The 12,294-nt window shown below is 63.9% G+C and carries 11 protein-coding genes; 8 read left to right on the plus strand and 3 right to left on the minus strand.

From position 1 onward, the window contains the following. Window positions 1-55: 55 nt before the first annotated feature. Window positions 56-397, minus strand: a complete 342-nt coding sequence (locus QCE88_RS15720; protein WP_309903711.1) for a YciI family protein — start codon at window positions 395-397, stop codon at window positions 56-58. A 31-nt stretch (window positions 398-428) separates the two neighbouring features. Then, window positions 429-1,478 carry a LacI family DNA-binding transcriptional regulator gene (locus QCE88_RS15725; RefSeq protein ID WP_309903713.1) on the minus strand — a complete coding sequence of 350 codons (1,050 nt, stop codon included), beginning with the start codon at window positions 1,476-1,478 and terminating at the stop codon, window positions 429-431. A 203-nt stretch (window positions 1,479-1,681) separates the two neighbouring features. Here QCE88_RS15725 and QCE88_RS15730 point away from each other — a divergent pair, with 203 nt between their 5' ends. From QCE88_RS15730 to QCE88_RS15765, 8 genes are all read left to right on the plus strand, one after another. Continuing rightward, window positions 1,682-2,692: a TRAP transporter substrate-binding protein gene (locus QCE88_RS15730; protein ID WP_309903715.1), complete on the plus strand. Its 1,011-nt coding sequence runs from the start codon at window positions 1,682-1,684 to the stop codon at window positions 2,690-2,692. 40 nt (window positions 2,693-2,732) lie between these two features. After that, the gene (locus QCE88_RS15735; RefSeq protein ID WP_309903717.1) at window positions 2,733-4,610 is read left to right on the plus strand and encodes a TRAP transporter large permease subunit; all 1,878 of its coding nucleotides are present in this window, start codon (window positions 2,733-2,735) and stop codon (window positions 4,608-4,610) included. 105 nt (window positions 4,611-4,715) lie between these two features. Further along, complete coding sequence (locus QCE88_RS15740) at window positions 4,716-5,255, plus strand: VOC family protein (RefSeq protein WP_309903719.1); 540 nt, start codon at window positions 4,716-4,718, stop codon at window positions 5,253-5,255. Beyond that, the gene (locus tag QCE88_RS15745; protein ID WP_309903721.1) at window positions 5,252-6,526 is read left to right on the plus strand and encodes a ribulose-bisphosphate carboxylase large subunit family protein; all 1,275 of its coding nucleotides are present in this window, start codon (window positions 5,252-5,254) and stop codon (window positions 6,524-6,526) included. The genes QCE88_RS15740 and QCE88_RS15745 overlap by 4 nt, the downstream gene beginning before the upstream one ends. After that, window positions 6,523-7,803, plus strand: coding sequence for a four-carbon acid sugar kinase family protein (locus tag QCE88_RS15750; protein ID WP_309903724.1), 1,281 nt, complete (start codon window positions 6,523-6,525; stop codon window positions 7,801-7,803). Before QCE88_RS15745 ends, QCE88_RS15750 begins: the two co-directional genes overlap by 4 nt. Window positions 7,804-7,941: 138 nt before the next feature. After that, the gene (locus tag QCE88_RS15755) at window positions 7,942-8,628 is read left to right on the plus strand and encodes an isochorismatase family protein (protein WP_309903726.1); all 687 of its coding nucleotides are present in this window, start codon (window positions 7,942-7,944) and stop codon (window positions 8,626-8,628) included. A gap of 84 nt (window positions 8,629-8,712) precedes the next feature. Beyond that, window positions 8,713-10,047 (plus strand): MFS transporter, encoded by a 1,335-nt coding sequence (locus QCE88_RS15760; protein WP_309903728.1) that lies wholly within the window; start codon window positions 8,713-8,715, stop codon window positions 10,045-10,047. Between the two features lie 36 nt (window positions 10,048-10,083). Continuing rightward, complete coding sequence (locus QCE88_RS15765) at window positions 10,084-11,001, plus strand: LysR family transcriptional regulator (RefSeq protein ID WP_309903730.1); 918 nt, start codon at window positions 10,084-10,086, stop codon at window positions 10,999-11,001. Here QCE88_RS15765 and QCE88_RS15770 read toward each other — a convergent pair. Continuing rightward, a complete protein-coding gene (locus QCE88_RS15770) occupies window positions 10,998-12,251 on the minus strand; it encodes a cation:proton antiporter (RefSeq protein WP_309903732.1) in 1,254 nt (417 codons plus the stop codon). The genes QCE88_RS15765 and QCE88_RS15770 overlap by 4 nt on opposite strands. Window positions 12,252-12,294 lie beyond the last annotated feature (43 nt).

Raw genomic sequence — 12,294 nt, forward strand, 5'->3', positions numbered from 1 at the left:
GATCAGAGCCCGCCTTTTTGGCGGGCTCTTTCGCTATGGGCGGTGACTGCGCCCCTCAACTCTCACTGTCATACCCGAACTCCCGAAGCTCCTGCGAACAGCGACAAGCAGTAGCGATCTTCGCGGCCCATTGCACGGCGGCTTCGCGAGACGGCAGTTCAAGTACGCAGAAGCCGCCGTCGAACTCCTTGGTCTGCGGGTAGGTCTCGTTCGTGACCGTGCCGTCAGCCGCGACCATGAGCGGAGAGGCTTTAGCATTGATCCCGCCGCCAAACACATAAACGCCGGCGCTTTTCGCGTCCCTGATGACCGAGCGCGCCGCTTCACCGACTGCCGCCATGTCTTCATCGTCAATCACCATCGCGGATGCGGGAAAGGAGATCAGGTACTTCGTCATCTTCAAGTCCTCCGAATGTGAGCACCGCCCCTCAAGGCAAATTCTCCCTCAGCACGATACTGAACATCACCGGCTTGACTCCATCCAGCGCATCCTGCGCCTGCCGGACATTGTCGAAGATCCTGAGGCAATTCCCCACCATGGCCTGCGGCGTCTGCGTAATCAGCGCGTCCATGGTCCCATCGATCAAAAGCGCCCGGGTATCCGGCGTCAGCCCATGCCCGACAAACAGAATCTTCTGCTCGGTCCTCGCTTCGACGATCGCCCGCGCCACCCCATCCGACCCGCCGCCGCTGTTATAAACCCCCGCCAGATCCGGATGCTGCTGCAACAGATTTCGCGTCTGCAAGTAATTGCGTTCGCTATCGTCATGACCTTCCCGCAAGCCGATCACCCGCAGCAGAGGAAACGTCGACTCGATCAAATGCAGGAACCCGATCTCGCGTTCCTCATGCCCACGATAGTTAAGACTTCCAGCAAGCATCGCAATCTTCCCCGCTGGCCGAGGCCCCATGAAGCGCCCGAGCAACAAACCTGCCGTGCGTCCGGCTGACCGGTTATCGATCCCGACATAAGCGAGCCTTCGCGAATTCGACAGATCCGAGATCAAGGTAATAGCCGGCACGCCTTCGTCGGCGAGCGCATTGACCGCGTCCCGCACCACCGGATGCTCCAGCGCCATGAACACGATGCCATCCGCTTTCCGCCCGTACTGCAACAGCCTCGCTGCCAGTTCATCCGGGTTGAAGCTTTCGACATAATGCACGCGGCACTTCATGCCTTGCGCGGTCCACTGGTTGTGCGCGAACTCGATGTAATCCCCGAGCATCCGCAGATAGCGGTTCGTTCCGGAAGGCAACAGGAACGCGATTCGCATCGGCTTCCCTGTTGCAACGCTTTCCGACGCCTCAACCGAATACCCCAATCGCGCAGCGGCCTGCATCACCCGCGCGGCGGTATGAGCCCGCACGCCGGGCCGCCCGTTCAACACGCGATCGACGGTCGCGCTGGACACACCGGCAGCCTGTGCAATGTCGGCCACGCGGGCGCGTGGTGGAAACAACGGCGTAACCGCACTCACTCCAAGCTCCTCAAGAAAACTGCAAAACCATCAGAAACCATCAAGTTATGAGTTTGACGCCACCACCCCTCACCCGTAGTCTTCGTTCACCAACGGTGCGAAGCTAACGCCAGACAGCAAACCACGGCGATCAGTACAAACCCGCGTTCTGACGGTTTCTGATGGACCCGGAAATCGCATCAAATAAAAGCAAGGAGACGAGCATGATCGATTCACGCCGACGCACGCTGTTGCGTGCAGCCGCCGCAGGTGCACTGAGTTTTCCCGTCATCACGCGTGCCGCGTCCGCCGAATACGTCTTCAAATATGGCAATAACCTGCCGATGACCCATCCGCTGAACATCCGCGCAAAGGAAGCGGCGGATCAGGTGAAGGAAGCGTCGAAGGGCCGCATGGAAATCCGCATCTTTCCGAACAACCAGCTCGGCGGCGACACCGACATGCTCGCGCAAGTGCGCAGCGGCGGCATCGAGATGTTCACGCCATCGGCGCTCGTCGTCTCGACGCTCGTGCCCGTGGCCGCCATCAACGCCACGGGCTTTGCCTTCGCCGACTACAACCAGGTCTGGAGCGCGATGGACGGCAAGCTCGGCGCGTTCGTGCGCGCATCGATGCAGAAGGCCGGACTCGAATCGTTCGACAAGATGTGGGACAACGGCTTTCGCGAGACGACCTCCAGCGCGCGTCCCATCGCCAGCGCCGCCGACATGCGCGGCCTCAAGATCCGCGTGCCGGTGAGTCCGCTGTCCGTCGACATGTTCAAGGGCCTCGGCGCCGCGCCCACGAGCCTGCAATTCAGCGAGGTGTATTCGTCGCTGCAGACGCGCATCGTCGATGCACAGGAAAACCCGCTGCCCATCGTCCAGGTCGCGAAGCTCTATGAAGTGCAGAAGTACTGCTCGCTCACGAATCACATGTGGGACGGTTACTGGTTCGTGCTGAACCAGCGCGCATGGGCGCGTTTGCCGAAGGACCTGCAAGGCATCGTCGCGGATGCCTTCAATCAGGCCGCCATCCGTCAACGCGAGGACGTGCGCAAGCTCAACGACGCCGCCGTGGCCGATCTCCAGTCAAAGGGTCTCGCCATCAACCGCCCCGCACCGGACACCTTCCGCGACGCGTTGCGCCAGGCGAACTTCTACGGTCAGTGGAAGGGCAAGTTCGGCAACGAGGCGTGGAGCCTGCTCGAAGGCTATACGGGCAAGCTGGCCTGACACCGAACCCGATCATGCCGCCCGTTTCGGAGACATCTTCATGGCGAACCCGGCCTTGAGTTCCACGCAAGGACATCTCGAACCCGTTGGAGCGCGCCGTCTGCTGCGTGCCTGCGACCGCGCGTTGATCGCACTCGTCGAGGGCGCCTGCGCGCTGTTGCTGACGGCGGAAATCGTCGTGCTGCTGGCGGGCGTGATCAGCCGCTACGTGATGCACGCGCCGCTCGTCTGGTCCGACGAACTCGCCGGCATGATGTTCCTGTGGCTGTCGATGCTTGGCGCGGTGCTCGCGTTGCGACGCGGCGAGCACATGCGCATGACGGCGCTCGTCAGCCGCCTCTCGCCGGCGCGCCGTGCGTTCATCGATACGCTCGCCATCGTGCTCTCGCTCGGCTGTCTTGGTCTGGTGCTCGTGCCCGCATACGGCTACGCGTCCGGCGAAATGGCGATCGTCACGCCCGCGCTCGAAATAAGCGGGGCGTGGCGCGCGCTGGCCTTGCCGGTCGGCGCGGCGCTGATGCTGCTGGTCGGCTTCATCCGGCTCGCCAGTGTGGCTCGCTTGCGCGATGTGCTCGTTGCGATCCTGATGACGGCTGTCGTCGCCGGTGTGTTCGTGTGGCTCGCGCCGTGGTTCGAAAGCATCGGCAAGGCGAACCTGATCGTGTTCTTCGTGGGCGTCGTGGCGATCGGCATCTTCTCCGGCGTGCCCATCTGTTTCTCCTTCGCCCTGGCCACCTTCGGCTATCTCGGGCTGACGACCTTCACGCCGCTGGAAGTCATCGTCGGACGCATGGACGAAGGCATGTCGCATCTCGTGCTGCTCGCCGTGCCGCTGTTCGTGTTCCTTGGCCTCATGATCGAAATGACCGGCATGGCCCGCGCGATGATCCACTTCCTCGCGAGCCTCGTCGGACACGTGCGCGGCGGGCTGTCGTACGTGCTGATCGGCACGATGTATCTGGTCTCCGGCATCTCCGGTTCGAAAGTCGCCGACATGGCCGCCATCGCGCCCGTGCTGTTCCCCGAAATGAAGGCGCGCGGCGCGCAGGAAGGCGATCTCGTGGCCTTGCTTGCGACGGCCGGCGCGCAAACCGAGACCGTGCCGCCGAGCATCGTGCTGATCACCATCGGCTCGGTAACGGGGCTCTCCATTTCCGCGCTGTTCACGGCGGGTCTGCTGCCCGCCGCCGTGCTCGCCGCGATGCTGTGCTTCGTCGTGTGGCTGCGCTATCGCAAGGAGAGCGTGAGCCATGTTCCGCGTCTCGGCCGCAAGCAGATCGGCCGGCTTTTTGTGATCGCGTTGCCCGCGCTGGCGCTGCCCTTCGTGATTCGCGCGGCCGTTGTGGAAGGCATCGCGACTGCGACGGAAGTCTCGACCATCGGCATCGTCTACTCGATGATCGTCGGCCTGCTCGTGTACCGGCGTTTCGAGTGGTCGCGTCTTGGCCGCATGCTCGTGGAAGCGGCAACCCTCTCCGGCGCGATCATCTTCATCATCGGCTGCGCGACGGCCATGGCCTGGGCGCTCACGCAATCCGGCTTCTCGCAGGATCTCGCGCAACTGATGACCGCGCTGCCCGGCGGCGCGTATGCGTTCCTCGGCATCTCGATCATTGTGTTCATCCTGCTCGGCAGCGTGCTGGAAGGCATCCCGGCCATCGTGCTGTTCGGCCCCTTGCTTTTTCCCATTGCGCGCATGGCGGGCGTCAACGAGATTCACTATGCGATCGTCGTGATTCTCTCGATGGGCGTCGGCCTGTTCTCCCCGCCGTTCGGCGTCGGCTATTACTCGGCGTGCGCGGTCGCGAAGGTCGATCCCGACAAGGGCATCCGCCCGATCGCAGGCTATATGGCCGCGCTGGTCATCGGTTTGATCGTGATCGCTGCGGTGCCCTGGATCTCCACCGGTTTTCTCTGAAGCACAAGTTGCATCGACAACTATTGGTGGCGCTGGCGCGCGTTGCGCGCCAGCGGGAGCGTTCGCGCGCCATCGCCGCCGCATCATCAAAAAGGAAACAACACAATGAGCCGATTCTTTGGCGAGATCCGCCAGGCCGGATACGTCGTGCGCGACATCGAGGCCGCCATGGACTACTGGAGCCGCGTGCTCGGCGTCGGGCCCTGGTTCTATAACGAACGCGTGCCTATCGAGGATTATCGCTATCGCGGGCAATCGTACGAGGTGCATAACTCGGTTGCGCTCGCGAACTCGGGCAGCCTGCAAGTCGAGTTGATCCAGACACGCAACGACGCGCCTTCGATGTATCGCGACTTCCTCGCGGCGGGTCACACCGGCCTGCAACACAATGCCTACTGGACGACCGATTTCGACGCCGATCTCGAACGCCTCACCCAGCAAGGTTTCGAAGTGGCGATGAGCGGCAAGGTGGGCGAGAACGGCCGCTTCGTCTACTTCGACACCGAAACCCATCCGGGCACGGTGATCGAGTTGTCGGAGATCGCGGGGCCGAAGGGCAAGCTGTTCGACCTGATCCGTCAGGCCTCGTTCGACTGGGACGGCAAGCAGGCCGTGCGTCCGTTTCCCGCCCTGAGCAGCCTATGAACGCGGATGAATTCATCGAGGCCGATTACCTCGTCGAGACGCCGCTCGACCCCGCGAAGGTCGCGGACATCATGGCGGGCGAGCAGTCGAGCGGCACCTTCGTGCGCGTGGCGGGCGAGAGCGATGCGTTGCGGGCGCGCAGTCGCGCAGTGGTGGTGAGCATCCGTGAAGACGAGCCGCTCGCGCTTCCTTCGCTGCGCAGTGCGTGGCTGGAACGTCAGCAGATCGGCGGGCCTTACAGAAGGGCGCGTGTCACGTTGCGCTTTCCTGTAGCGAACATCGGCGTGAATCTGCCGACGCTGGCGGCGACCGTCGCCGGCAATCTCTACGATCTCGGCGAAACCACGGGCCTGCGCTTGCTCGACGTGCGCGTGCCGGCCGGATATCGCACGCAATTCCCGCAGCCGTCGCATGGCGTTGGTGGCACGCGCAAGCTGACCGGCGTGGCAAGCGGACCGATGATCGGCACCATCATCAAGCCGAACGTCGGCCTCACGGCGGACGAGACGGCGCAACTCGTGCGCAGTCTGTGCGAAGCGGGTGTGGACTTCATCAAGGACGACGAGATCAGCGCGAATCCGCTGCATGCGCCGATCGACGCACGCGTGCGCGCGGTGATGGCGGAAGTGCGCGCGTACCGCGAGAAGAGCGGCAGGAACGTGATGATCGCGTTCAACATCACCGACGAAGTCGATGCAATGCGCCGTCATGCGGATCTCGTCGAACGCGAGGGCGGGTCTTGCGTGATGGCGAGCATCAATTGGTGCGGCTTCTCGGCAATCGAGACCTTGCGGCGCTCAACGCCGCTCGTGCTGCACGCGCATCGCAATGGCTACGGAATGATGTCGCGCGATCCTGCGCTCGGCATGTCCTTCGCCGCGTATCAGACGCTGTGGCGTCTCGCGGGCGTTGATCATATGCACGTGCATGGGCTCGCAGGCAAGTTCGCGCAACCCGATGCGGAAGTCATCGCCTCGGCGCGGGCGTGTGCCCAGCCGCTCGCCCAAGGCCTCGACGATGCCGTGCTGCCTGCATTCTCATCGGGACAATGGGCGGGTACTGCACCCGTTACGTTCGATGCCATGCGCAGCGACGATCTGCTCTTCATGTCGGGCGGCGGCATGCTTGGGCATCCGGGCGGTGTCGCGGCCGGCGTGGCGAGCGTGCGGCAGGCATGGGACGCAGTGCGGCAGGGCATATCGCTGGACGACTACGCGCGGCATGCGCCCGAACTCGCAGCGGCGCTCGCTTTCTTCGGCAAGCGCGCATGAGCTTCGCGCCCTATGGTTTCTATGGCGACGACTTCACCGGCGCCACGGATACGCTCGCCACGCTGCACCGCGCCGGGATGCGCGCGATGCTTTTCGTCGAGCCGCCCACGCCCGAACGTCTTGAGAAGCTCGGGCCACTGGATGCGATCGGTCTCGCGGGCGCGGCCCGAACGCTTGCGCCGTCGCCGCTGCGCGCGCAATTGCGGGAAGTCGCTGAAGTCTTCTCTTCGCTCAGCGTGCGCGTCATGCACTACAAGGTCTGTTCGACCTTCGACAGTGCGCCGGACACCGGCAATATCGCGGTCGCGATGGCATGTCTGCGCGAGCGCTTCATGAATCCTTTCGTGCCGATCGTCGGCGGGCAGCCGAATCTCGGGCGCTATTGCGCGTTCGGCACGCTCTTCGCGGCGGCGGGTGGCGCAGAGGTGCATCGCATCGATCGTCATCCGGCCATGAGCCGTCATCCGGTCACGCCGATGCACGAAGCGGATCTGCGCCTGCATTTCGAGCGACTGGGCGTGCGCGTCGGTGCAATCGACTGGCGCGCTTACTCGCTGCCCGATGCAGCGCTGAAAGAAGCCATCGACAGGTACGCCGGCACGCCTGTGCTCTTCGACGTGCTCGACGACACGCATCTGCGCCGCATCGGTATGGAGATGCATGAACAGGCGACGCGTGAACCTCTGCTGGCAGTGGGCGCGAGCAGCGTCGCGCAGGCGTGGACGCTTGCATCGGCTTCAGGCCGCGACGCGGAAGCCGCAGCCGCCTTCGGTCCCGCCCATGCTCCGGTGTTCGTTCTGGCAGGCAGTCTCTCGCCGATGACGGCAGCACAGATCGATGCCGCCCATTCGTTTCATCGCATCGAACTGGATCCGCGCGAGATGGCTTCGTCATCGTATCGAAGCGAACGTTGCGAGCGCGTGGTGGAAGCGCTGCACGAGGGCATGCACGTGCTGGCCTTCACCTGCCGCACGCCGAACCACGAACACGCCGAGCGCGAGCCGCTCGCTGAATCCTGCGCGGCACTGCTGCGCGCAGTGGTTGAACGCGCGGCTCCGCGGCGCATCGGCATTGCGGGCGGCGATACGTCGAGCCTCGGCGTGCATGCGTTGAAACCGTGGGGCTTGTCGTGTCTGGCGACACTGGCCTCAGGCGTCACGGTGTGCCGTGTGCATTCGGATGATCCGGCGACGCATGGTATCGAGTTGATGCTGAAGGGCGGACAGATGGGCGGCGCAGAACTCTTCGAGGATTTCATCGCAGGCATCGTGCGCTAAGGCATGCTCCAATTCATACCAGAAGAGGTAATAAACCCAGCAAAACAGTAAATAGACTCGTAATAATGTCGCTCCTATAGTTTTTCTGCCGACACACATGGCACACGCGTCACAGAGAAACTTTCGGAGATTGAAGACATGAATGCAGGATTGAACGAGATGCTGGCGCAAGCCTTTGCGGAAGCCACCGAACTCTATCAACAGCGCGGCTTTCAGCGGCGCGTGGGATTCGGCAAAAAGCCCGCGCTGGTCAACGTCGATCTCGCGAACGCATGGACCCGCCCGGGTAATCCATTCACGTGCGAAAACATCGATGAGCAGATCATTCCGGGCGTGCAGCGCCTCCTCGCTGCATGCCGCGCGAACGGTCATCCGGTGATCCACGTCACCACGTGCTACCAGGTCACCGACCGCAACAACCCGCATACCGACATGGGGTTGTGGCACAACAAGATTCCCGTCGACGTCGTCTCGCAAGCAGACGAAAACCTCTGGGCCATCGACTCGCGCATCGCACCCATCGAAGGCGAACAGGTGCTGGTGAAGAAGCGCGCAAGTTCGTTCCACGGTACCTATCTCGCCGGCTTCCTGCGTGCGGCGGGCGTCGACACGATTCTCGTCACCGGCGTCACCGCCTCCGCATGCGTGCGCACCACGCTGTGCGATGGCCTCGCCGAAGGTTTCCGCACGATCGCGGTGCGCGAATGCATCGGCGACCGCGTGCCGGGCGCGGTCGAATGGAATCTGTTCGACATCGACGCGAAGTTCGCGGATGTCGAGTCGGTGGACCGCTGCGTGGACTATCTGCACTCGGTGAAGGGCTGAGCATCGCGCGGGCGCGGACCGGTGCGCCGGCCGCGTCCGCGTGCGAACGCTCGGTTTGACGCGACTCACACTGGAGAACGGGCAATGAACGAAAGTGCTTTACCGGGCGCAGTCCTGACCGACGATACCGCGCCGCATTCCTCCGCCCTGGTGAACGCCACCTATCGGCGGATCACATGGCGGCTGATTCCGTTTCTATTCATCTGCTACGTGGCGGCCTATCTGGACCGCATCAACATCGGCTTTGCGCAGATCCAGATGCGCACTGACCTCGGCTTCAGCGACGCGGTATATGGGCTCGGCGCGGGCATCTTCTTCGCGGGGTACTTCCTGTTTGAAGTGCCCAGCAATCTCATACTCGAACGTATCGGCGCGCGCAAGACGCTGATCCGGATCATGCTGCTGTGGGGCCTGACATCGGCCGGCATGATGTTCGTGAAGTCGCCCACGGCGTTCTATGTCATGCGCTTCATGCTTGGCGTCTTCGAAGCGGGCTTCTTTCCGGGCATGATCTATTACCTGACCTTCTGGTATCCGGCCGAACGTCGCGGACGCGTGATGGCGCTGTTCCTGACCGCCGTCGCGATGGCAGGCGTACTCGGCGGTCCGGTATCGGGCTGGGCCTTGAACCGTCTCGACGGCCTGCACGGTCTGCAAGGCTGGCAGTGGCTGTTCCTGGTGGAAGGCCTGCCGTCGTGCCTGCTCGGCATTGCCGCGTTCTTCTATCTCGATGACAAGCCCCGCGACGCACGCTGGCTCAGCGACACCGAAAAGGCACTCGTGCAACATCAACTCGACGGCGAACGCGACACGTCGTCGATGTTCGAGCGGCATGGCTTCGGCGGCGCACTGAAGAACGCGCGCATCTACGCGCTGGCCTTCGTGTGGTTCACGTTCATCTGCGGCGTCTATGCGATCAGCTTCTGGCTGCCTTCGCTGATTCGCGGCGCGGGCGTCACGGATGCCTGGTCGATCGGCCTGCTGTCGGCGATTCCTTACGGCATCGCGGCCGTCACGATGGTGCTGGTGAGCCGGAGTTCGGATCGCACCCGCGAGCGCCGCTGGCACACGGCCGGCTGCGCGTTGATCGGTGCGGCGGCGTTGTCGGCCATCAGCGGCACGGGCGCGGACCTGACCCTCGCGCTGGCTTGCATCAGCGTGGCGACCGCGTGCATCTTCACATTGCAGCCGCTCTTCTGGGCCATCACCACCGACTTTCTTGCAGGCACACGCGCGGCGGCGGGCACCATCGCGTTCATCAACAGTCTCGGGCTGCTCGGCGGCTTTGCGAGCCCGAGCATGCTGGGCTTCGTCAAGAGCATGACGGGCAGTCTCAACAACGGCTTGTTCGTGGTTTCGGCCTTGCTCGTGATCGGCGCGCTGGTTACGCTGCGTTCGGTGGGCCGACCGGTAAGATAGGGCGCTCGTTCAGCGCACAGGGAGGCCCGACGCAGCATGCGTATCGATGTCCATCACATCCGGGCCTTTCTCGCGGTCGCGGACGCGCTTCAGTTCAGTGTCGCCGCCGAACGGCTGCACATGACCCAGCCAGCGCTGAGCCGCATCATCAAGGCGCTGGAGGAGTCCGTGGGCGCGGCGCTGCTGGCGCGCACCACGCGGCGCGTCGAGCTCACCAATGCGGGCCGCGTGTTCGCCGAGCACTGCCAGCTGGCGCTCACGCACATTGATCAGGCCGTGACGCTTGCACGCCGCGCGGAGGCGGGCAACATCGGGCATCTGCGCATCGCGTACATGGATTTTGCGATCAACGGCACCCTGCCGGCCATCATCGAGGCCTTCGGCAAGAAGTTTCCGTCGATCAGCATCGATCTCGTCCATATGCCGAGCACGTTGCAGAAGGAAGCGATGCTCGATTCGACCATCGACGTGGGCTTCATGATCGGACCGTTCGCGGCGCCCGGTGTAGAGACCCGGGTGTTCGGCCGGGAGCCGATGGTCGCGCTGCTGCCGGCGGCGCATCCGTTGAACGACAAGAAGACACTGCGGCTCGCCGATCTCGCGCATGAGCGTTTCGTGCTCGGCACACCGCATTCGTGGGAGGCCTTCCGCCACCACTTCTTTTCCATCTGCCACCGCGCGGGATTCGCGCCTGCCATCGCACAGGAGGCATCGACGAGCGACGGCATCATCGGTCTGGTCGCGGCGAATACCGGCGTGAGCATCTATCCGGAATGCATTCGCAATGTTCAACGCAGCGGCCTGCGTGTGCGGCCGCTCGCGGACAAGGACACGGAGATCGACATGGTCGTGTGCTGGCGGGCCGATACGCGCAACCCGTCGGTGGAGACCTTCGTCAGCGAGCTGCCGGCCGCCACGCCGCAGCGAGCGACGCGCGTTCGCGTACGCCGCTAGCGCGCCACCGCGGAGCGCATGCCTTCTTGCCGCCGCACGATCCAGTTGAACAGCGGCGTGGCCATCAGCGTGCTGAGCACGGCCATCAACACGAGAATGGAGAACAGGCCCGGCAGGATCACGCCGGCCGCCAGGCCGATGTTGATGATGATGAGTTCCATCAGACCGCGCGCGTTCATCAAGGCGCCGATGGCCATGGCGTCGCCGGAAGGCTCGCCGTTCAGACGCGCCGCTGCCCAGCACGCAATGCCCTTGCCGCCGAACGAGGCCAGCAGGATGGCTATCGCGGCGAGCATGATGGCGGGGTCCATCAACATGTCGAGCCGCGTATTGAGGCCTGAATAGGTGAAGAACATCGGCAGCAGGAACACGACGACGAACGGTTCGAGCATGTCGCGCAGTTTCTCCGTCAACGGGCCGCGCGGCAGCGCGACGCCGAGCAGGAAGCCGCCGAACACTGCATGAATGCCGATGGCGTCCATGGCGAACGCGCACAGCGAGAACAGCACGAGCACGATGGCGAGCACACTGGAAGGCAAGGGCGCGTCCGGACTGAGGCCTGCGGCGAGACGGCGCAGCAGCTTGTTGCCGGCGAAAATCATGAACAGCGCGAAGCAGACGCCGCCGCCGATGGCGGCATACGCGCCCATCCACGAGCCGCCGAAGCTCGCGAGCACGATGGCGAGGATGCACCATGCGGCGGCGTCGTCGCATGCGCCGGCGGTCAGCGCCAGCGTGCCGAGCGAGGTGCCGGCGAGTCCGCGTTCATGGATGATGCGGGCGAGCATCGGGAAAGCCGTAATGGCGATGGCCGCGCCCAGGAACAACGAAGCTTCGAACAGCCGCGCCTTGACGGCGAACAGGCCGGGGATCGTGAGCAGCCAGGGCGCGAGCGCGAAGGCCAGCGCGAACGGTACGACGATGCCGGCGAGCGACACGCTCAGCGCACTCCTGGCGCGTGCGCGGAAATGATCTGCACGAAAGCCGGTGCCGACGAGAAACATATAGAGCCCGACACCGAGTTGCGCCGCCACGTAGAGCATGCCCATGGTGGCCTTCGGAAACAGCGCCTGTTGCCAGTGCGGCAGCAGCAGCCCGAACAGCGACGGCCCGAGCAGCACGCCCGCAATCATCTCGCCGACGACCTGCGGCTGTCCGACGCGCCCCGCGAGTCGTCCCACCAGCTGGCTTGCAGCGACGATCACGGCGGCCTGCGCGAAGAAGTACACGGATAGCTGGAAGACGGGCATTGATGATCAGGTGTGTGATTGAACGACCGCAGTCTGATGGTGG

Source organism: Caballeronia sp. LZ035, from assembly GCF_031451175.1.
Classification (GTDB): domain Bacteria; phylum Pseudomonadota; class Gammaproteobacteria; order Burkholderiales; family Burkholderiaceae; genus Caballeronia.